Here is a 21,138-nt window from a genome sequence, read left to right on the forward strand (position 1 = left end):
AAGTTCTAAGTACAGGTGTTGCTTTTTCTAACTGAGGAATCTTGATAGCTTGAGACAACCTAGTTGTCTTAGCAACTATCCGTTAACACATACATTAGCCTCATTCTCAACGCGTCTTTTCGGCACCCCTTAAATTCACCTCCTATAATTCCTGTAGTACTTATGGGATAGCTCCACGTTGATGTAAAACATTAAAGATACTAAAAATCTGTTCGAAACCGAGCGTTAAGTGAGGTGAGCTGTGACAAGATTGATGGCGAAGCTGGTTCTTTGCTTCATGTGCGTTTTGTTTGTTGGTTTTGCAATATTTATTCAAATACTAGAAGAAAAAATTAATCTAATTCCCGAGGCCCCAGTGGCATCTGTTGTGGGTGTGCCAGAGGGCAGTTTAACTGCGAGTTATCTTCCCGCCTATCAAAAAACGCACCCGCGTTTAAGTGGTCGCCCTGAAGAAACCTTCAGCTTTCCTATCGAGCTGGGTGAAGTAGGCCCGGTAGAACCATTGTTTGCCGGAACGAACCAATACCCATTTTTATGTGGTAATAATCGGCATACCAATGCTCAACCCATAATAGACAATGTTGATGGTATTGGTGTGCCGGTATTTGAATCATTGGATGCTGAAGAGCTTAAGGTCGTCGGCTATAGCAAGGATTGCTTGCATGCGACAGAGGCCAGCTATTTGTATAACAAAAAAGGTACAGATCGGTTTTATCCAATAGAAGAGGCTGACAACGATATCGAGCAGGTGATAATCAACGGCGAGTGGGTTGATGCCATTGTGAGAGTTGAATCAGGAACCATTAATCGTTTTCATTATATTATGGCTGTGCTTGCAGACCCCAACGAATCAATTGAACGACCCACGGGTAGCCGATGGAATAAAAAACTCATTTATCAATTTCGCGGTGGTGTGGGCATAGGAAAGCGCCAAGGAAAAATTCGCCCCAATGATGTGTTAAAGCGTCGCTTTGAAGAAATTAAGCAGGGTTATGCTGTGGTGTATTCCAGCGCGAATCAAACCAGTAATCACTACAATTTGTGGCTTGCCGAAGATACGGCGGCACGGGTGAAACGACAATTTGTGTCGCTGTATGGAGAGCCGCTGTACACCGTCGGGGTTGGCGGTTCTGGTGGCGCCATCCAACAATATATCATTGCCCAAAATAACCCCAATATTTTAGATGCGGCAATTGCCTTGTATGCCTATCCAGACATGGTGACACAAACTATTCATGTGATGGATTGCGAGCCGTTGGAATATTATTTCGATGTCACGGATGGCAGCGATCCTCGTTGGCAACAGTGGGAAAACCGTAGTCTAGTCGAAGGTATGAATGCCGATTCCACTGCGAAAAACCGCTTTAATCAAGTGATGGCATGGGCTGGGTTGCTTCAGGGACGAATGCCAAGATTTGAAGACGGCGCGAGTGAGTGTATTCGCGGTTGGCGAGGGTTGACCCCACTAGTTCATAATCCAAACTTTGTTCACTTCCATAAAAGTTTTGCGGAACCGATATCGAGCCGCGTGAAATGGACCCACTGGGATGACTTAAAACACTTTTATGGTGTCAATCAGAATGGCTACGCCAATAGCACGTGGGACAACGTTGGCGTTCAGTATGGGCTGGAAGCATTAAAAGAGGGGCGATTAACGCCGGAAGATTTTCTTCACCTTAATACTCATGTGGGTGGCTGGAAAGAACCGGAGAACATGCAGCAAGAAAAATTATGGCTCTTAGCCGGGTCGATGTTTCCTGTCGACTTATCCTTCTGGAGTCACCATAACATGCATCATAGCGGCGATGGCGGTGAAACCCCTGCGCAACGAACCAAAGGTAACGTGGAGGCTATTGCGGGTGCGTACCGCAGCGGTCACGTTTTTATAGGTTATGCAGATATTCCTATTCTTGATGTTCGACATTATCTCGATGGTGAGCTGGATATGCATCATGCAACAGCCTCATTTTCAGCCAGGCTCCGTTTAAAGGCAGGCCAGGGCTATGCCGACAACCAGGCGATTTGGATGGCACATAAAGACTTTAATCCGCAACCGCAAGCATTTAAAAGTATCGATGAATGGATGACTAACTTAAAGCGCAACCCTGATGCTGGTGTCATTGCGAATAAACCGATGTCCGCAAGTGACAGGTGTTTTGATGAAACCGGCGAAGTGATTGCTGCTGGGCGAACCGTATGGGATGGTGACTGGAATAATCGTCCGAAGGGACGCTGTATGCAAGTGTATCCCCGCTACAAAACATCGCGCGAAGTCGCAGGCGGGCCGATTACAAGTGACGTGTTTAAATGCCATTTGCAACCCGTGAGCGTCGCGATGAATTCAGGCGTATACGGCAAAGTGAATATGCAACCTTATCTAGAGGAATTGCAAACAACCTTTCCTGATGGGGTCTGTAATTACGCGTTGGGCGATGCCGGTAAACCAAGTGATATGTTAGATTTTTCACGACGCTTAGCGGCTAAATATGAGAAGCCTAAGCAAGCCGATCAATTAGCGTCGCCGACTGAAAAACGTCGGCAATCGATCCAAGGCCTCAATATCTCAAGCGGAAATGCGAGTGAATTATACGAAGCGACCAGGACGGTAATTAAATGATGGCGATTAAATAGTATCGCTAGACTCTACAGCCGAGTTGTTATGACCTTCAGCAAACTGTGAATGATCCGCTTCATTGATGGGGAGTGTGATTTTAAAGGTAGTACCTTTAGATAGTTCCGACTCGACTTCAATTTTTCCATCGTGGTGTTCCGCGATGATAAAATACGACACAGACAACCCTAAGCCCGTCCCTTTTCCGACATCCTTGGTTGTAAAAAATGGCTCGAAGAGATGTCGCTTGGTGATTTCATTCATTCCCGAACCGTTGTCGCTAATAGATATCACGATATTGTCATCGAGTTGGTCGAGGGTTAACGTAATGGTGGGAACCTTCGTTGCTATTTCGGGATCACTCTCGAGGGCTTGGGCTGAATTACGTAGAATGTTCAAAATCACTTGCTGAATTTCGGCCGCGGAGCAGGGGACACGAGGAAGGTTGTCAGAAAATTGTTTGATGACTTCAATCTTTCGATTGCCGCTAGCAAGGTTCATGTAAAAATGATTATCTGAAAGCTCCAAGCTATGCTCAATAAGTTCGCGGATATTCACTAAGCGGTGTTTAAGGCTACTCGCTCGAGAAAATTCCAGCATATTCGTAACGATATGAGCGGAACGTTCGCCAGCGTCTCGAATCCCGTCTAAAAATTTATTAATTCCTCGCGCCTCAAAATACGTTTGAAGCTGCGCTAAGGTAAAGCCACTGTGGGAAGCCGCATCGGTGTTGGCGGGAATGTCGGCCGAGGTCCTTCTTACTATATTTTGTACACCGTGCAAAATCGCACTGAGAGGGTTATTAATTTCATGAGCCATTCCAGCCGCTAGCTCTCCCAGACTCATCATCTTTTCATTTTGAATCATCATATTTTCAAACTTAACACGCATAGTCACATCGTCTATACGCACTACAGCGCCACTGACTTCCCCAGATAAAAGAGGATAAATAGTCAGGTCGGTATAATTTACCTGGCCTTGATTATCGCGCTGTTGAATCCCTTCTTTTGTTTGCGATATGCCCTGGTCAATCGCATTGCGCACCATTTGCAAATCAATGTTGATCGTTGGGGAAACATCCTCAATGGATCTACCTAGAGCGTCTCTCGAATTAATCCCAGTGGCTTGGTCGGCAGCGGCATTCCATTGCGTAATCGTGCCTTCTCGCGTTAAGCCGATCAGTACAGAAGGCATAGAGTTCACCATACTTTGCAGGTAATCCTGTGTCTCCTGTAACAATTCCTCGGTGATTTCGTGCTTGGCGATTTCTTCGTAGAGCTGGTTGTTGATTGCTCGGAGCTTGTTGGTGCGCTCGACAACGCGCTCTTCTGATGCCTTTTGAGACTTGGCGAGTTTTTCTTTGGCTTGTTTATTTTTGAGGCGGCTGCGTTGCAAACCGGCTATTAAGATAGACTGGATGATCAATAGGGCAATGATGACGCCTAGCATTACATTGTCATTCCCCAGCAACCCGTCAGATTGCGCAAAGCAGGGGGATATAGGCGTGAAACCGATAATCGCTAGCACACACCAAATGGCTTGGCGTGTTCCACGCATTTGGCGAGGCGTATTGGCTGCGCTGCGTCCAGCGCAGGTAGGCGGTTGCGAGATCGGCACGGGTTCAAAAGTATCCTGCTGATTAAGTGCCCACTATTGTAGACCTAAATGGCCCGATTAGCAGAATAATTGACGTTTCCAATCGGTTAGCAGGGCAAAGCCGATACCTCGACTAAAAATGGCTATTTTTGCTCCAGTTTTGACGTGTTTTTGACCAGAAACTGTCTAATTATCAATGAGATAGTGCCAATTGAAAGAGTTACCCCAAAAACGTTTGACATGCCTTTTAATTCGAGTAGAATGCGCAGCTCTCGACAGGGGGTGGTTAGCTCAGCTGGGAGAGCATCGCCCTTACAAGGCGAGGGTCACAGGTTCGATCCCTGTACCACCCACCAATTAAGTCGAAGAAGTTTGAGTGTTGCGGACCGGTAGTTCAGCTGGTTAGAATGCCGGCCTGTCACGCCGGAGGTCGCGGGTTCGAGTCCCGTCCGGTCCGCCAATCTCAAAACAAGAACGAAGCCACCATAGGGTGGTTTTTTTATGCCCGAAATTTGTGGAAGAGACGGGGCAATGAACCCGCGACAAACGTGGAAACGTTTGGAACTAGGAGCGAAGCGACGCAGCCCGTAGGGCGAAAAAAGCGTAGGCCGCTTTTTTCGTTCAACCGGACTTATGTTCGTCTTCTTTAAATCCCGTGTTGCAATTCACTGCGATCACGTTACTCCGCCAATCTCAAGAATATATAGAAGCCACCTAAGGATGGCTTTTTTTGTACCCGTCAATCTTACAAGCATGCATAACCAAATATTCTCTAGCTGCTCGGGCCTTCCTATTTGGTCGAACGAAACTATTTGGTAGCTCGGTTAAACATCGACACGGTATCGCGTTTTTTTTGCTGAAGCTAACTGGGTTTTTTAATGCCATGTTGTGAGAGTCGGTAGGCGAGGGTAGAAGGTTTTATACCGAGTAACTCAGCTGCGCCATCGGCGCCTGAAATTTTCCAGTTGGCTTTTTTCATGGCATTGCGGAGATTGGATTTTTCCAGTTGCATGAATTCTTCTTCTGTTAGAACACCGACGTCAGAAAACGTTGGCTCCAGAGGGGCTGCGTCTTTTTCTTCGTCAGCTTGTAGTGCTAAATCAAGCTTTAGTTTCGTCATGCCTGTGGATAGGATGACGGCGCGCTCGAGTACATTTTTTAATTCTCGAATGTTGCCCGGCCAATGATGTTGTTTCAGTTGAGCCACTTGCGCTTGGGTTAAGGTGAGTGGCTTACGCCCGAGCTGCTGGCAAAAATTATTCAAAAAATGCTGGGCTAGGGGGGGGATATCGGCTGTACGCTCTTTTAATGGCGGGACTTCCACGGGGAAAACAGAAAGCCGGTAATACAAATCTTCTCTAAACCGCCCTTTGCGCACTTCTTCAGAGAGGTCGCGGTTTGTTGCGGCAATGACTCTTACATCGACTTTTAGCGTGTTTTCATCGCCTACGCGCTCGAATTCATTCTCTTGTAATGCGCGCAGCAGTTTACTTTGTAGGTCTAGCGGAATCTCTCCCACTTCATCCAGGAATAGTGTGCCGTGATTGGCCAGTTGCATTTTTCCAACACGATCGCGGTGTGCTCCCGTAAACGAACCGCGGACATGTCCAAAGAACTCACTTTCGAACAATTCTTTCGGGATTGAAGCGCAATTCACTTTTACAAGCGGGTGCTCACAGCGATCGCTGTGCATGTGAATCGCACGAGCAACCATTTCCTTGCCGACACCTGATTCACCAAGAATCAATACGCTGGTTGGCGTTTTTGCGACAGCTTCGATTTGTGACAGGGTGCGCTTAAGAGCCTGGCTTTCTCCGATGATTTCACCGAAATTTGCTGTGATATTAATCTCGTCGCGTAAATAGTCGCGTTCTTGTTCGAGTTGTTCTTTCAGGTCTTTAATTTCTTCAAATGCTTGTTCTCGCTCTTGCTCTGCTTTCACGCGTTCAGAAATATCCCGAAAAATACACACAGCACCTTTCAGCTCGCCGTTTTCCCAAATGGGTGTGCTGACGTATTCGACGGGTACGGCACGCCCGTCGGAGTGCCAAAAGACTTCGTCATCTACCTGGTGGATCTCTCCGTCTTTCAGTGCGGCATAGACCGGGCACTCTTCTCGAGGATAACGACTACCGTCTGCGTGAGAGTGGTGATGGAGGTCGTGAAGTGGGTTACCAATTAAGTCGCCTTCATTCCAGCCGAGAATGCGAATTGCTGCTTCGTTGACAAAGGTCGCATTGCCGTTGCAATCCAGTCCATAAATTCCCTCGCCGGCGGCGCCGAGAATGAGTTCATGAAGGTGTTGCCAGCTCGATACGCCGGGTGGAAGTGTGCCTGTTGTGCTCATAACGGGGTGCTCAAATTTTGGGGAAAACGAAGAGCTAGGTTAACAAATATTTGTGATTGCGTCCTCAAATATTTGTGAAACTCAAATATTTGAGAGCGTGAAAAAATCTAAGTCATTGATTTATAAGGAAATAAAAGTTGGCACGATTGCTGAAATAGAGTGCGTGTGTTTATCGAAAATCACATTCATTAAATCGGTAAAGCTGCTACTTGATTGCGTTAAAAGCAATCGTGCTATTGAAGCGCAGATCTAGGACAGCTTTCTTAACCAACAAGTTTTAGGGAGTTTACAAAATGAAAACATTTAGATCATTAGTTGGAGTCGCTTTGGTGACCGTTGCCTTTGGTGCGACAGCCGTTACTGAAACGACAGGTGTTCAACAATTATTCGACGCTGGAGCAGGTAGCAATATTCAACTTGCGTACTTTGATGTGAAACAGAGTGGTGGGCATTTTCATTATGAGCGCGTCTCTAGTGGCAGTTCTAGTGCGGCAAAACAAGACCAGCAGGCGAGCACATGCAGTCTTTATCAGCACGCGCCTAAGCGTTTGTCGATCTACAAAAAGCGATACTGCGAAATCAATACAGCAGAATCTTAATTGTATCGAAAGTATTCGAAAGATCGGTTTTTTCTGAATCTTTCAAAAAGAACTTATTGATGTCAGGTGGCCCTGCATTGATAGGAAGCAATGGGTGAAGAGGGCATTTTAGGCTCAACACTTTTTTAACACGATTTATTAATTTAACTCTTTAAGGAGAACACAATGAAATTATCTACCACTTTGAAAATAGCAAGCGTAGCGATCGCCCTGTTGGTTAGCAGTTTGAGTTTTGCTGCATCAGTAAACATTGGTACTAATGACGTGGCTATCCATGGCTACGACCCTGTAGCTTACTTTACTAAAAATAAACCTGTTGAAGGTTCTGCAAAATACACGGCGACTCATCAGGGCGCAATCTATCGCTTTTCAAGTAGTGATAACCGGGATCTGTTTAAGTCTGACCCAGAGCGTTATGCACCACAATTTGGTGGCTACTGCGCAATGGGTGTGTTTTTAAACAAAAAACTAGATGTTGATCCTGCTGCATTCCATATCGCAGACAACAAGCTGTTCCTTAATTTGAACAAAGCTGTTCAGAAAAAATGGTTGACTGATGTTGACGGTCATGTGAAGGCGGCTAATCGCGTTTGGAACGGTATCGAAGCGCTACCTGTAGCAGAAGTAAACGCAGAAGAGTAACGGTTAAGTGCCCACTTGGTAGAGTCATTCAAGTGGGCACTCGGTTGCAATCGCTTAATGTGAAGCGAATTGATACGCGCTATTTATCAAACAACACAACGTAATTTTGGAGTAAACCATGACAAGTAAACAACGTATTGCCTCGGCAGCGCTAGCTTTAGCCTTAACAACACTCGCTACAGCACCTGTGCAAGCGGCTGGAAAAGAAAAATGCTATGGCATTGCAGAAGCCGGCCAAAACGATTGTGGCAATTTAGCGGGTACCCATTCCTGCGCCGGACAATCTACCGTTGATAATGACCCGGGTGAGTGGAAGTTAGTCGCCAAAGGCACCTGTGAAAACATTGGTGGAATGTTGAAAGCGGAAGCAAAAAAACGCTACGAAGAAGCAAATTTAGCCAAATCGTCTTAATAGCGTTATCGCTTTATAGATATTGAAAGGGAGAAATAAGATGCCTCGACCATTAATACAGTCATCATTAAAAACTGCACAAGCCCCTGCAGTTGGAGTGGGACTTCGCCATGCTCACTACCAAGATGCTTTGGTCGAGGCATCGCCTATCGATTTTGTGGAAATACATGCGGAAAACTTCTTTGGGCAAGGCGGAATGATCCAGAATGTACTGGAAGATATTGTTTCAACCTATGATGTTAGCTTGCATTCAACGTCGTTAGGACTGGGGTCCGCGTCCGGGATTAATGTCGCGTACTTGACACGCCTAAAACGCCTGGCAGACCAAATTAACCCACCTCTAATTTCCGATCATGCGTGTTTTACTTGGGCGCGTTGGGGGGAGGGTACGATTCATTCCGGTGATTTGTTGCCTTTGGAGTTTACTCCCTACGGTTTAAAGGTTTTAGTGGAAAACGTAGACAGAGTGCAGCAGTTTTTAGGCCGGCAGATCCTTGTTGAAAATATTTCGACGTATTTAAAATTTAGTCGTAACCAAATAATGGAGACCGATTTTCTTGTGCAGCTGGCGGAGAAAACGCAATGCGGCTTATTGGTGGACCTTAACAACATTCTCGTAAATGGCCATAACTTTAGTGATCAGTCACCTTTAGATTATGCAAAACAATGGTTGAAGAGCATACCTGTAGAGCATGTTGGTGAATTTCATTTGGCTGGTAGCACACCTGCGCCAGAGGGCGAGATGTTAATTGATGACCATGCAATGCCGGTCTCTGACGATGGGTGGTCGCTCTATGAATTTGCGAGTCAGCGATTTGTTGATGTTCCTGCTCTAATCGAGTGGGATAACCATCTTCCGTCATGGCAAACCTTATTGCAGCAGGCCGGCATCGCCCGCCGTGTTCACAGCAAGTATGAAGAAGAGGGAGATCAGCTATGTTACTCAATTCGGTAACGCTTGAAATGCGACAGCGGGAGTTGGTTGAAAAAATACTAACACGTTTTGAGCCGTCAATAGTGTCTCGTATACAGGATAGGCAAGGTCTTTCTGTATACCAAAACAACCTTCTATTCACGGCAACCAGAGCGCTAAGTATTTGCTATCCAGTGGTTGAACAGTTGGTTGGTGAGCAAGTGATGTATGCGCTAGCCAATATGCTGTTGCAACAATCCCCGCCTGCAACGGGTGATTGGGCTGATTGGGGAGAAGGGCTTGCGAGTGTTTTAGCCTCCTCTTCTTTGGCTCAGAGTTATCCATTTCTTGAAGATGTTGCCGCACTAGAGTGGATGGTACACCAGTCCGGGCGTCAATTTGTCGAGCCCATTTCTATGGCAGATCTCGATACGCTGCAAGCTGAAGGTTTTATGAACGCTCTATTAGAGTTGCCTTCTTCGGTGTATCTGCTGGAAAGTGAATACCCCGTGGATGCAATTAGAAAAATTCACCTCATTGAATTTTCAAGCGAGGAAGAGAGGGCGCAGGAATTTCAGCGCCTGATTGCTGGCGAGCAGAGTGTTCAACGGTTGTTAGTGTATCAAAGCAATCTTAAACCAGAGGTGGTGAGATTATTTGATGAAGATTTTTATTGGATGAAGAGTATAGAAGGGAGAATGAGTGTGAATGAACTTTTAGATCAGCATCCAACTTTTGATTTCGTACAGTGGTTCTCGCGAGCAGTCCATGAGAACTGGGTGCGTATAACCTTTAACCCTTAATTTATTGGAGAGATAGATGACTAATTTCATTTCAAAATGTTACGCCATATATAAGTTGGGGAGCTACTCCCTGAGCAAAATTCATGTGGCGGCGGCTCTGGCGGCGCGTATTTATATCGCACAGGTTTTCTTTAGTGCTGGCCTTACGAAGTTACGAGATTGGGATACTACTTTGTTTTTGTTTGAAGAAGAGTATCACGTTCCATTGTTGCCCTTCGAGTTGGCGGCCTACCTGGGTACCTTTGCAGAATTGGTTTTTCCTGTATTGCTAATTGCAGGCTTTATGACACGTTTTTCAGCTTTGGCCTTGTTTGTGGTCAATATCGTTGCCGTTATCAGTCTTGCTGAAATCGCTCCTGCAGCGTTATACCTTCATATTGTATGGGGTTTGTTGTTGGCGCAATTGGCCATTTATGGCGGCGGTTTGCTGTCAGCAGAAAAACTCGTCCCGCGCTTTTTTAAAAGTCACAATCATTCATCACTTGCGGTGAATGGAATTTAAATCGTCAACAACTAAAGGAGACAAATCTTACATGGCATCCCTTGAACGTCAGCAATCGATTACCAAGCGGCCACCGTTGCCACCTTTTACTTCTGAGACAGCTGCACTCAAAGTGAAGGTGGCGGAGGACGCATGGAACACTCGGGACCCTAAACGCGTAGCACTAGCGTATAGTGTTGATTCCGAGTGGCGCAACCGCAATGAGTTCATAACAGGCAGGGAGCAGATAGAAGAGTTCTTGACCAGAAAGTGGAATACGGAACTCGACTATATATTGCGAAAGCAGTTGTGGTCTTTTACGGATAATCGCATAGCAGTGACATTCGAATACGAGTGGCATGACGCTGATAACCATTGGTTTAGGTCCTATGGCAACGAGCTATGGGAGTTTAATGCTGATGGGTTAATGAAGCGCCGTATCGCAAGTATCAACGACTTGGCAATCAAAGAGTCTGAACGAAAGCTATTAGGTTGAATTGGATAGCTGTATTTACCGATAACATTCGGCTGATAAGCATGCTTGTCCCCATCAACTTAATTGTTGTTCTTGTTACATTATCTGTTTAGTGTCCGATGTGATGAGGCTGCCCCTAGGGTAGCCTCATTTTTTATTGCTGGTGTCATATACCCTGGTGCTAGCCCTTATCTAAAGCGTCAAAAAAAAGAAAATCTAAATCATTTTTATTTGGGGTGTGTCTACATCGAAAAGTACCCTATAAATGCCATAACGCTTTGATTTAATGATAAAAACTACCCGTTTCTTTTGACATTCGCCAAGCAACAAACTATGTTATCGGCCAGTGTTCTAGTTGGGTGCTATCTAGGTCGATGGTGCTGACATGACATCCAAATACTGACTTTTAAAAGGGCTAAAGCAATGAAGGGTGACGCTAAGGTTATCGAGTATTTAAATCGCGTCTTAACGATGGAGCTGACATCGATTAATCAATATTTCTTGCATGCGCGGATGTATCGCAATTGGGGTCTCGAGGGGCTAAACGAGAAGTGTTACAAAAAGTCTATCAAAGATATGAAACAATCAGACGAACTGATCGAGCGGGTACTCTTTCTGGAGGGGCTTCCCAACCTTCAAAAGCTCGAAAAAATCCGTATCGGTGAGCATACTGAGGAAATGCTCGGTTGCGATATGACGTTTGAGCTAGAAGAATTAAAGTTGTTACGTGAGGCGATTCAGGTCTGTGAGCAGTGTGGCGACTTTGTTAGCCGCGAAATCCTCGAAGAGATTTTAGAGGATGAAGAAGAATACGTAGACTGGATTGAAACCCAGCAGTACTTGATTGCTAACACCGGGCTTGAGAATTACTTGCAATCCCAGGTGGGTTAGCGTGGCAAAAAGAGTTGGGTTTTTGTCGCTTACGTCACTGTAGAGGCGTGTTTAATCTAGGCGTTTAATCTCACCTCAAATTTTCAACACAGAATATAACTAGGTAAGACTATGAAAGGTAAAGACACGGTTATTAAAGCACTGAATGGGCTATTGGCGTATGAGCTGGCTGCGATCGATCAATATTTTATTCATTCTCGTATGTATGATGATTGGGGGTTAAGCAAGCTCTTTGAGCGAATCAACCACGAGGTTGAAGACGAGCAAGGCCATGCCTCAGCTTTGATCGAGCGTATCCTATTCCTCGAGGGTACACCTGACATGGTGACCCGTATTCCAATCAATGTTGGTGCTGATGTACCCGCTATGTTGCAAAGTGATTTGGATGTAGAGATAGCGGTCGATAAAGCGTTGAAGGATGCTATCGTGTTGTGCGAAAAAGAAGAAGATTTTGTGACCCGTGAAGTACTTAATAAGTTACTCGAAGATACTGAGGTTGATCATGCCTGGTGGCTTGAAAAGCAGTTAGGCTTAATACAGAAGATCGGTTTGCCTAATTATCTGCAGTCGCAAATGTAGCTCTGTCGCTTCGTTTAGGGAGTGGGTCAGGTTGTCATGAGCCGCTCCCATACCACTCATGGTTCTTAAGTAGCACCATAGCGCTAGCACCGCCTACTACTAACACCGCCTCCTAGAATAGGTTTTCTGAGCGTCTTGCTTTCTATTTGACGCGTCTCCCAAAATGAACTTTCATTAAACAATCGGGTCATATGCTTTGTGGGATCCGATGTATCTGTTTTGTCATATATTTGACTTAATTAACTTGGATAATCACGGAGTAGTTTTTGAAAAGGAGTTAATCATGCAGGACTACATAGAAGAAATCTTAGATATACAATGCGTCGACTATGACGATGAAGACGAAGCCTTAGACGAGTTAGTTGAGGTCTAGGCTTCTTACACCTCCTCAGCCTGCTGGCTGAAGGGGTCTCCCCCTTCCTTGACTCACAGGCCTTCTGCCGAACCCAAGCACCTTATAATCAAGTACCTTATTCCCACCCACCTTCCATTTTTTGTTTTTTGCGCGCTAACTTCTAGACTTAGTGTATAGGCTCTATTCAGTCCCTTTTGGGTTTGCGGTCAACCTGATGTTTTCACTCTATCGGTAGGGAATCCCTAGCAATCCTGAGGTGCGCAAATTGAGGATTTTTCGCTAAAACTGGCGATCTGTTCACAGTGGTAGGGGCCGTTGTAGCCGATAATAATGAAAACTGAGCCATTTAATATTCTTCCGTTGTATCACTAGAGTTGTATCGCTAGATCAGAGGTGTCAGACAGGTGTCGACCAACAAGGAAACCAAGCATGCTCAAGTATGAGAATGAGTCTTCAGAAGCGGTGTTATTTGTCCGCGACGGCGCTATTAGCCGTGAGATGCTTTATTCCGAATTTGAGGCGGTGCTCGATGGCTATGTTCCGATGCTCGATGTTGCTAACCAAGATGCTCGTGCGGTATACCTGCGTATAGACGGTAGCTTAAATATTACAGCGGCGGTGTTCTTCAATATCAATTTTGATGAGCAGGGTTTTGCTGACAAGCGCTGGAATGTGCCGCTTCAGCAGTTTGCCGATAATTCCGCACGAGGCCCTGACTTGGGTGCGGGTGCCATTAAATTAGCATGCAGAAGTCAGTGTGCCATTGCTTGGCACCAGCAAAACTTGTGGGACCCTGAAATGACGCCTGGGGCAAATACCTTTGTCCTGCTCAAAAAGGTGATCAAGCATAACCGGCTTGGACTCAGTTATGTTGAACCTGTTGAGCCGCCTAGCGCGCCTATCGCTCCCTCTTCAGCGCAATTTAGTGTGAGTCACGAGGATGCACGGGCGATCGAGCAACGTGTTTCTAAACAGTTGAAACGTAAATTGGAGCAAGAGTTTAGGGATCACATGGCGCGGCTGTTGAAAGAACAGCGTCTTAGAATACTCACGTTGAACTCCAAGCGTCAGCAAGAAGTCCATCAACTCCAACTCCAACATCAAACCCGTCTCGCTGATTTGCGAGAGCAGATTAACGCAGCAGAAAAAGAAACGTTGCTGCAAATCCAGAGAAACTCAGAGCTAAAAGAAATTGTTGACGGCCAAGCGTCAAAGATCGAAGGTTTGCGCGAATACTACGAACACAAGCTCAAGAGTGTAGAAAGTGGTGGTAGCGCCGAACTTCAAGCAATGAAAGAGGGTATCGAGGCCGAAGTCCAAGCGAAAGTTGAGGCGGCAACCCTGGAAGTGAAAGAGCAGCTGCAGATGCGTGAAATCGAGCTAATGTATCGCGGTGAACAGGAGAGTAGTTATCAGGATGAAATTGATCGTTTGCGCTCCGAAAATCAACGCTTGTTGGCCAATAGCAGCGAGCAGCTGTTAGAAAAATTGGAAAGGGCGGGATTGAATTTTGTGGCATACCACCCCGGTGCCGGCCATCTCACGATTCCTTTGGCAGATATGTCGAGCTATTTGGAAGACCCTATCGCTTTTGCCGCTAAAAAATGCGGTGTATCTAAAGCACATTACAAAGAATGGCTTGAGCATTATCAATCACCACGTTGCCAAGCTATTCAGGCCCGTGGTGAGCTTTGTGGAGATCTCATTGATCGAGTGCCTGCGCCTAGCTTGTTTCATGCGGGTGAAAATGATCGTTGTGATCATCATAAAACCTCTCCGACTGAAACACTCAAAGCAGTGCGAATGTAGCTTTAAGTTCGATTGTAGCTCCCTGCTGACCCACCATTTTTGCCTAATCAACTACTTGTTGCGGTGCTCTGCTAGCCGAGCCCGTAGCCGTCTTTAAGCAAGTATATGCTGAAAGCATAATGCTAGGTTCGTCTCATACTTTTGTTTGAATTTGCGTGGTCTTCGCCGAGACTCCATGAAAATGGCATCAAAGCTGCAAGTTTGTAAAACAATAAAGTGAGACGCCCGTTAAAGCCAGAAGTGGCGACGAGCGGTTCAAAAGAAGTGCCCAGGTAACTAACCATATGGGCTAATAGCTGACAGTTTTGGTCACTTTGTGTAGGAGACGAAATCTCCACAAGTGATAGTACAGGTGCCAGCGTTACCGGTGGGTTTGAGGTGAGGTCATGAAGAATTCAGCAATGACGGAAAACAGGATTGTGAAAGAAAGCGCTTATGATGGTGGCGAGCGACGCAGTATGTTGCTGGAAGACGCACAAGCTGAAGCAAAAGACTCCGCAAAAGAGCTCGATATCGATATTGAGTTAGCGCAATCATTGGTGCCGCTCAACTCGCTGACGGACACTCACTTAACCGAGTTATTACATAACAGTGCGGTTGAGGTCGTGTTCCGCGGCCAGGCAATTTTCGAGTCAGGTAGCTATGACCGTGAACACATTTATCTGTTGTCTGGCGACGTAGAATTACTCGACAACCATAGCGATGCCACGTTGGTTCGCGCTGGCGGCAGTTTGACTCCCTTGGCGCATGAGCAGCCTCGCAGTTGCAGAGCCATGGCTAAGTCAGATTGCAGTATTCTACGCGTTGACAGTGAATACCTTGATAAAATGCTCACTTGGAGCCAGGTGGCAGAGTATCTTCTTCTCGATATTTCGTATCAGCGTGATTTGGATGAAGATGCCGAATGGATGATGACGATTTTGAAGTCGAATTTATTCTACAAAGTTCCGCCCACAAATGCCCCTGTGATTTTTGATCGTTTACACACAATGCTAGTTTCACCGGGAGAGGCGATTATTCGTCAGGGAGAAATCGGTGATAATTGTTACTTCATTAAACAAGGTGATGCTGAAGTTAGACGCTCGCCTGATGGTATGACTCCGCCAGTGCATATTGCTGACATAGGCGCTGGGCGGTGTTTTGGTGAGGATGCGTTGGTCAATGAAACTGTTCGTAATGCGTCAGTTTTTATGAAGAGCCACGGTGTGCTGATGTATATCACCAAGCGCGATTTTCTAAAGCTTCTGAGAGAGCCTAAGGTACCCACGGCAGATGTTGAAGAGACGGCGCAGTTGATTGACGACGGCGCTATTTGCATTGATTTACGTACTGTCGAGGAGTATGACGAGGGCCATCTTGAGCACGCTATTAATATCCCGCTGAATTTGTTGCGTATCAAAACGCGGCTGCTGGATAAAAATACTCAATACGTTCTTTATTGTGATACGGGGCGACGCAGTAAAGCTGCAGCTCATCTGCTGAAGAAGAGCCGTTTTAACGTCGTGGCTCTCGAAGGTGGCTTAAAAGAGGCCTCTAAATCACGTAGTTTATCTTTCAAAGGTTGCACCCACGGCTACATCCTCCGAGATGGGCAGGTTCTCGAAAACCAAGATTAGCTTACTCAAACCGGCTACATCGAAGCAAAAGCGGCGCCCAGAGGGGCGCCGTTTTACGTTGTATGAGGCCATGCTGTCCTTTTTCCTGGGCAGTATCCCCCTTATAATGGCGAACCCTGAATCAACGAGTAGTACTTATGTCAGAGTTTGCCTCGATAGGCATTATTGGCCGCCTGGATAGTGAAAAAGCGGTGTATAGCCTAAATCGCCTTATAGATTACCTCGTTGCCAAGCAGCTCAACGTAATCCTGGAAGAGGGCACTGCCAAGGTACTCCCCAATTGCCAACTGCCTACCGGAGATAAGTCGGTGCTGGGGAAGCACTGTGATCTCGTTATGGTAGTCGGTGGCGATGGCAGCATGCTATGGGCTGCGGGTGATTTGGCCCGCTATAACGTGCCATTACTTGGCGTAAACCAGGGTCGACTCGGCTTTTTAACAGATATTACCCCAGATCATATTGAAGATTTGGTCGGCGAAGTCTTGTCCGGCAAGTACTTAATGGAAACGCGCTTCATGCTGGGCATGTCAGTGCTACGGAATGGCGAAACCATTGGTACCGGACAAGCGCTCAACGATGTTGTGATTCACCCCGGTAAATTCATACGGATGATTGAGCTCGAGCTCTATATCGACGAGCAGTTTGTTTACAGCCAGCGTTCTGATGGCATTATCGTTTCTACGCCAACCGGTTCCACGGCCTATTCGTTGAGTGCAGGCGGCCCATTGGTTCACCCGCGGATGGATGCCGTCGTGCTAGTACCTATGAATCCCCATACACTTAGCAGTCGCTCAATCGTCGTGGATGGCAGCAGCGAAATTAAAATTATCATTGGCGAACATAACACGGCGAGGCCTCATGTCACTTGCGATGGTCAAGATCAAATGGTGACTGAACCCGGTGATGAAATTCATGTCCATAAACATCCATGGAAACTAAATTTAGTTCACCCCATTAATCACAATTTTTATGAAACCTGCCGTTCCAAGTTGGGATGGGAAAGTCATTTAACAAAGTAATTGACCTTGAAGCACTTTCGAGACGCATACGGCAACGATTGGTATTGGGCAGCGGCTATTCCATTGGGTGTTGACCTGACACCTGTGCTCGGCTATTTACATCAGCAGAACGTGACTTATCGTGTGATGGAAGAACACGGCGAGCAAACACTGTGGTTAAGACAAGAGGGCTTGGTTGATAATGTAGCGGAATTTGTCTCTCGCTGGCGCGATGGCGAAGTTCGTATCGAAGTGTCAAGCGAGCCGTCACCAGATAGCGCGCCGAACACTTCCCAAAGCCATACCGCATATGTTGGCCAACCACGATTAATCGATTTAATGTTAAGCTCGCCCATAACCTGTATAGGTTTGGCCTTGTGCTTTTTCGGCCTCATTGCTGTTGAGTTTTCTAACGTCATGCCATTTTATCGATGGCTAATTTTTGTTGACCCAGAACAACTATGGCAGGGCGCCATCGGAGATTTTGTCGTTCCGTGGCATCAACCTTGGCGTTTTCTCTCTCCCATCTTTATTCATTATGGTTGGTTCCACATTTTAGGTAACGGGCTATTTCTTTGGTATTTTGGTATCCGTATCGAACGTGTATTAGGTAGTTTTCAGTTTTTCGTCTTAGTTATTTTGATGGGTGTGGTGAGCAACATTGGACAATTTGCGTGGGAGCAAAACCCCCACTTTGGCGGATTTTCTGGCGTTAATTACGGGTTTATCGGCTTCATCATTATGAGGCAAATTACCAAACCGCATCCTTTGCTGGCGGTTCCGCCTGGTATCTTAGTCGTGTCTTTAGTGATGCTGGTTGCGGGTATGATGGGGGTTGTCGATATATTTATGAATGGTGGCATCGCCAATGCTGCACATGTGGTCGGTTTATTGATGGGGTTAACCTGCGGGTTTGTATCGGCCATCAATAGTCGAGCCAAGTGATTATAGAATTTAATAGAGGAATAACCATGGATTTTCAAGCGCTGCTAAAGTCGATAACGCCTGATGTGTATGACAATCTAAAAACAGCGGTAGAGATTGGCCGTTGGCCCGACGGTCGTCAATTAACTGCCGAGCAGCAAGGGTTATGTTTACAGGCTATTATTTCTTATGAAAACGAACACCTGCCGCCGGAGCAGCGAACGGGTTACATAGAACAGAAAGCACATACACATTGCGGTAGTGATGGAGACGAGAACAGTGAGCAACCGATAAAGTGGCAATAGTCTAGGTTCACACAACCTAACGATACGCAATCCAAACCTGCTAATGGAGTTTTACGTGAGAGACGCATCACCACAAGCGATTCATCTTAAAGATTACAAACCGACCGCATTTCTGATTAAGAGTACACACCTCACTATAGACCTTGGTGAAGAAAATACACGTGTGACATCGACTTTAGAGATTGTTAGAAACTGCTCAGAGGACGCGCCGGAAGATAAAAATTTATGTCTTCATAGTGGAGGTTTGTGTCTGGATGCAATAAGTCTAGATGGTAAAGAGCTTGGTGAGGCAGACTACGAGTTGACCAGTGATTCTCTATCTGTCCGCGATGTACCAGAGTCATTCAGTTTGGTGACAACCACGACAATAAAACCGCAAGAAAATACCACCTTAGAAGGGTTATATAAATCACAGAAAATGTTTTGCACGCAGTGTGAAGCGGAAGGGTTCCGAAACATCACGTTTTACCTCGATCGCCCGGATGTGATGAGTGAATTCACTACGAAAATTATTGGTGATAAAACACGCTATCCGGTGTTGCTGTCAAACGGTAACCTCATTGGAGAAGGCGATCTGGAAAATGGCCGCCACTGGAAGGAATGGCACGACCCGTTCAAAAAACCTTGCTACCTATTTGCTATGGTTGCTGGTGACTTGTCGGTTGTAAGAGATAGCTTCACAACGATGTCCGGCCGCAATGTCCGTTTAGAGATATTTGTCGAGAAGAAGGACCTCGATAAATGCGATCATGCAATGCGTTCGTTGAAAAATGCCATGAAGTGGGACGAAGAGGTGTATGGAAGAGAGTACGACCTTGATATCTTCATGATTGTGGCCGTGGATGACTTCAATATGGGGGCGATGGAGAACAAAGGCCTCAATATATTTAATACCTCTTGTGTATTAGCGAAGCCGGAAGTCACTACCGACCTGGCTTTCCAACGCGTAGAGGCGGTGGTAGCCCATGAATACTTTCATAACTGGTCTGGCAACCGAGTTACATGCCGCGACTGGTTTCAGTTAAGCCTTAAAGAAGGCTTTACTGTGTTTCGTGATGCAGAATTCTCTGCTGACATGGGCTCGCCCGTAGTAAAGCGTATTGAGGACGTTACCTTACTTCGAACAGCGCAATTTGCTGAGGATGCTGGTCCAATGTTGCATCCAGTACAACCTTCATCGTTTATTGAAATTTCGAACTTCTACACCTTAACCATTTATGAAAAGGGTGCAGAAGTGGTGCGCATGATATACAACTTGCTGGGCAAAGAATTATTTCGTCAAGGTAGCGATTTATATTTTTCACGGCACGATGGTCAAGCGGTCACTATTAATGAATTTACCGCCGCGATGGAAGAGGTGTCTGGTCGAGATCTCACACAATTTAAGCGTTGGTATACTCAAGCAGGAACGCCGTCTTTGATGGTATCAGACCATTACGACGTTGAAAGTGAAACCTATTCACTGATTGTAAAACAGTCTTTGCCTGAGACACCTGACGGGTTAGAAAAGCTGCCTCAACATATTCCCCTTGCGATAGGGTTAATTGGTAGCGATGGCGAGATAAATACGGAACTCAAAGGAAGTGACGCAGGCGCAGTGGATCATCATGTCCTCGAGGTCACTGAAGCAGAGCAACGTTTTGAATTTAATGGCGTAACGGAAAAACCGGTACCGTCTCTATTGCGAAATTTTTCCGCCCCGATTCGCTTACATTACGATTATTCTCGTGATGATTTGATGCGGCTTATACAAAACGATACGGATGGTTTTGTTCGTTGGGATGCTATGCAGCAACTGGGTGAACAGGTCATCGATGAGTTAGTCGTAAGCTACCCCAATACATCGAGTGTTGAAATCGATTCTAGGCTTATCGAAGCGTGTCGCGCAATTTTAAACGATACCTCAATGGACTCCGCGATGGCGGCGCATCTATTGAGTTTGCCGAGCGAGGCTTCGTTGAGCGAAAAAGCCTCCTTAGTCAAAGTTGATGCAATTCATGCCGCTCGAAGTCTTGTCCGTCAAAATATAGCGACTGCGTTGCAGCATGAATTAGAAGCAACTTATCAGCGCTTGGATCAAACGCTGGCCTACGAACCGAGCGCGGAGCAGATCGCGCTGCGCAGTTTAAAGAACGTTGTTCTTGGTTATCTGTCGTTACTACCGGCGGACAAGCATTTGGATCGTTGTATTTCTCAGTATCATTCTGCTAATAATATGACGGACACGCTGGCTGCTTTGTCCGCTGTGGTCAATAGTGAGCACAGCGGTGCGAGTGAACAGGCCGGTATTTTGCTCGACAGTTTTTATCAGCGATTTGCCAATGAGGCTTTGGCCGTTGACCAATGGTTAGCGATTCAAGCAGGTTGTCAGAAGCAGGGCGCTTTAAACAGTGTCATGCAATTAATGCAGCATGATTGTTTCGAAATGACTAACCCTAATAAGTTACGTTCTGTGATCGGTGTTTTTTGCAACCAAAATTTGGTGAACTTCCATCATGCAGACGGCAGTGGATATGAGTTTTTGGCCGACCAAATCATGACTCTGAATGCTCAAAACCCGCAAATTGCTGCCAGATTGCTCACTCCGCTGACGCGCTGGCGAAAATACGATGACTGTCGCCAGCAACACATGATTAGTCAGCTGCAGAGAATCAAAGCACTACCTAACTTGTCTAAAGATGTGTACGAGGTGGTCTCAAAGTCTCTACCCACATAGCCGCTATAAAATCCACGATTTTAATCAGCCTTTTATTCTGCTTGAGTCATTTTGTTGTTCTACACT

General features: G+C 46.0%; 18 protein-coding genes and 2 tRNA genes. 18 read left to right on the forward strand and 2 right to left on the reverse strand.

The window, feature by feature from the left end:
• The first annotated feature begins 241 nt into the window (after positions 1-241).
• Positions 242-2,617: a DUF6351 family protein gene (locus ACZ5NB_RS08435; RefSeq protein ID WP_460232702.1), complete on the forward strand. Its 2,376-nt coding sequence runs from the start codon at positions 242-244 to the stop codon at positions 2,615-2,617.
• A gap of 6 nt (positions 2,618-2,623) precedes the next feature.
• Here the strand turns inward: ACZ5NB_RS08435 and ACZ5NB_RS08440 are convergent, their stop codons facing one another.
• A complete protein-coding gene (locus tag ACZ5NB_RS08440) occupies positions 2,624-4,228 on the reverse strand; it encodes a two-component system sensor histidine kinase NtrB (protein WP_460232703.1) in 1,605 nt (534 codons plus the stop codon).
• Positions 4,229-4,487: 259 nt separating this feature from the next.
• Here ACZ5NB_RS08440 and ACZ5NB_RS08445 point away from each other — a divergent pair.
• Positions 4,488-4,563, forward strand: a tRNA-Val gene (locus ACZ5NB_RS08445).
• A 27-nt stretch (positions 4,564-4,590) separates the two neighbouring features.
• Positions 4,591-4,667: transfer RNA gene (locus ACZ5NB_RS08450), tRNA-Asp, on the forward strand.
• Positions 4,668-5,069: 402 nt separating this feature from the next.
• Here the strand turns inward: ACZ5NB_RS08450 and ACZ5NB_RS08455 are convergent.
• A complete protein-coding gene (locus tag ACZ5NB_RS08455; RefSeq protein WP_460232705.1) occupies positions 5,070-6,554 on the reverse strand; it encodes a sigma-54 interaction domain-containing protein in 1,485 nt (494 codons plus the stop codon).
• A 293-nt stretch (positions 6,555-6,847) separates the two neighbouring features.
• Here ACZ5NB_RS08455 and ACZ5NB_RS08460 point away from each other — a divergent pair, with 293 nt between their 5' ends.
• From ACZ5NB_RS08460 to pepN, 15 genes are all read left to right on the forward strand, one after another.
• Entirely contained in the window at positions 6,848-7,153 is a 306-nt protein-coding gene (locus ACZ5NB_RS08460; protein WP_460232707.1) for a hypothetical protein, read from the forward strand.
• A gap of 165 nt (positions 7,154-7,318) precedes the next feature.
• Positions 7,319-7,795 carry a YHS domain-containing (seleno)protein gene (locus ACZ5NB_RS08465; protein ID WP_460232709.1) on the forward strand — a complete coding sequence of 159 codons (477 nt, stop codon included), beginning with the start codon at positions 7,319-7,321 and terminating at the stop codon, positions 7,793-7,795.
• Positions 7,796-7,913: 118 nt separating this feature from the next.
• The gene (locus ACZ5NB_RS08470; protein WP_460232710.1) at positions 7,914-8,207 is read left to right on the forward strand and encodes a BufA1 family periplasmic bufferin-type metallophore; all 294 of its coding nucleotides are present in this window, start codon (positions 7,914-7,916) and stop codon (positions 8,205-8,207) included.
• 40 nt (positions 8,208-8,247) lie between these two features.
• Complete coding sequence (locus tag ACZ5NB_RS08475) at positions 8,248-9,162, forward strand: MbnB/TglH/ChrH family RiPP precursor modification enzyme (protein WP_460232711.1); 915 nt, start codon at positions 8,248-8,250, stop codon at positions 9,160-9,162.
• On the forward strand, positions 9,144-9,923 hold the full coding sequence (locus tag ACZ5NB_RS08480; protein WP_460232713.1) for an HvfC/BufC family peptide modification chaperone: 780 nt from the start codon (positions 9,144-9,146) through the stop codon (positions 9,921-9,923). The genes ACZ5NB_RS08475 and ACZ5NB_RS08480 overlap by 19 nt, the downstream gene beginning before the upstream one ends.
• 16 nt (positions 9,924-9,939) lie before the next feature.
• A complete protein-coding gene (locus ACZ5NB_RS08485; protein ID WP_460232715.1) occupies positions 9,940-10,425 on the forward strand; it encodes a DoxX family protein in 486 nt (161 codons plus the stop codon).
• A gap of 31 nt (positions 10,426-10,456) precedes the next feature.
• Positions 10,457-10,900, forward strand: coding sequence for a nuclear transport factor 2 family protein (locus ACZ5NB_RS08490; RefSeq protein ID WP_460232717.1), 444 nt, complete (start codon positions 10,457-10,459; stop codon positions 10,898-10,900).
• Positions 10,901-11,302: 402 nt separating this feature from the next.
• Positions 11,303-11,770: a bacterioferritin gene (gene bfr / locus ACZ5NB_RS08495; protein WP_460232719.1), complete on the forward strand. Its 468-nt coding sequence runs from the start codon at positions 11,303-11,305 to the stop codon at positions 11,768-11,770.
• Between the two features lie 111 nt (positions 11,771-11,881).
• Positions 11,882-12,349, forward strand: coding sequence for a bacterioferritin (gene bfr, locus ACZ5NB_RS08500; protein WP_460232721.1), 468 nt, complete (start codon positions 11,882-11,884; stop codon positions 12,347-12,349).
• A gap of 784 nt (positions 12,350-13,133) precedes the next feature.
• A complete protein-coding gene (locus ACZ5NB_RS08505; RefSeq protein WP_460232723.1) occupies positions 13,134-14,513 on the forward strand; it encodes a sodium:proton antiporter in 1,380 nt (459 codons plus the stop codon).
• A 386-nt stretch (positions 14,514-14,899) separates the two neighbouring features.
• The gene (locus ACZ5NB_RS08510) at positions 14,900-16,129 is read left to right on the forward strand and encodes a cyclic nucleotide-binding domain-containing protein (RefSeq protein WP_460232724.1); all 1,230 of its coding nucleotides are present in this window, start codon (positions 14,900-14,902) and stop codon (positions 16,127-16,129) included.
• A gap of 137 nt (positions 16,130-16,266) precedes the next feature.
• Positions 16,267-17,148 (forward strand): NAD(+) kinase, encoded by an 882-nt coding sequence (locus ACZ5NB_RS08515; RefSeq protein WP_460232725.1) that lies wholly within the window; start codon positions 16,267-16,269, stop codon positions 17,146-17,148.
• Positions 17,149-17,154: 6 nt separating this feature from the next.
• Positions 17,155-18,072, forward strand: a complete 918-nt coding sequence (locus tag ACZ5NB_RS08520) for a rhomboid family intramembrane serine protease (RefSeq protein WP_460232727.1) — start codon at positions 17,155-17,157, stop codon at positions 18,070-18,072.
• Positions 18,073-18,098: 26 nt separating this feature from the next.
• Positions 18,099-18,356: a YeaC family protein gene (locus ACZ5NB_RS08525; RefSeq protein ID WP_460232729.1), complete on the forward strand. Its 258-nt coding sequence runs from the start codon at positions 18,099-18,101 to the stop codon at positions 18,354-18,356.
• Between the two features lie 55 nt (positions 18,357-18,411).
• On the forward strand, positions 18,412-21,072 hold the full coding sequence (pepN, locus tag ACZ5NB_RS08530; protein WP_464107905.1) for an aminopeptidase N: 2,661 nt from the start codon (positions 18,412-18,414) through the stop codon (positions 21,070-21,072).
• Positions 21,073-21,138 lie beyond the last annotated feature (66 nt).

The organism is Aurantivibrio plasticivorans (assembly GCF_055392955.1).

What these genes read in the sequence shown, in the direction of transcription:
- ACZ5NB_RS08455 (WP_460232705.1), bottom strand. Translation starts at nt 6,554, where the DNA reads ATGAGCACAACAGGCACACTTCCACCCGGCGTATCGAGCTGGCAACAC.
- ACZ5NB_RS08460 (WP_460232707.1), top strand. Translation starts at nt 6,848, where the DNA reads ATGAAAACATTTAGATCATTAGTTGGAGTCGCTTTGGTGACCGTTGCC.
- ACZ5NB_RS08465 (WP_460232709.1), top strand. Translation starts at nt 7,319, where the DNA reads ATGAAATTATCTACCACTTTGAAAATAGCAAGCGTAGCGATCGCCCTG.
- ACZ5NB_RS08470 (WP_460232710.1), top strand. Translation starts at nt 7,914, where the DNA reads ATGACAAGTAAACAACGTATTGCCTCGGCAGCGCTAGCTTTAGCCTTA.
- ACZ5NB_RS08475 (WP_460232711.1), top strand. Translation starts at nt 8,248, where the DNA reads ATGCCTCGACCATTAATACAGTCATCATTAAAAACTGCACAAGCCCCT.
- ACZ5NB_RS08480 (WP_460232713.1), top strand. Translation starts at nt 9,144, where the DNA reads ATGTTACTCAATTCGGTAACGCTTGAAATGCGACAGCGGGAGTTGGTT.
- ACZ5NB_RS08485 (WP_460232715.1), top strand. Translation starts at nt 9,940, where the DNA reads ATGACTAATTTCATTTCAAAATGTTACGCCATATATAAGTTGGGGAGC.
- ACZ5NB_RS08490 (WP_460232717.1), top strand. Translation starts at nt 10,457, where the DNA reads ATGGCATCCCTTGAACGTCAGCAATCGATTACCAAGCGGCCACCGTTG.
- bfr (WP_460232719.1), top strand. Translation starts at nt 11,303, where the DNA reads ATGAAGGGTGACGCTAAGGTTATCGAGTATTTAAATCGCGTCTTAACG.
- bfr (WP_460232721.1), top strand. Translation starts at nt 11,882, where the DNA reads ATGAAAGGTAAAGACACGGTTATTAAAGCACTGAATGGGCTATTGGCG.
- ACZ5NB_RS08505 (WP_460232723.1), top strand. Translation starts at nt 13,134, where the DNA reads ATGCTCAAGTATGAGAATGAGTCTTCAGAAGCGGTGTTATTTGTCCGC.
- ACZ5NB_RS08510 (WP_460232724.1), top strand. Translation starts at nt 14,900, where the DNA reads ATGAAGAATTCAGCAATGACGGAAAACAGGATTGTGAAAGAAAGCGCT.
- ACZ5NB_RS08515 (WP_460232725.1), top strand. Translation starts at nt 16,267, where the DNA reads ATGTCAGAGTTTGCCTCGATAGGCATTATTGGCCGCCTGGATAGTGAA.
- ACZ5NB_RS08525 (WP_460232729.1), top strand. Translation starts at nt 18,099, where the DNA reads ATGGATTTTCAAGCGCTGCTAAAGTCGATAACGCCTGATGTGTATGAC.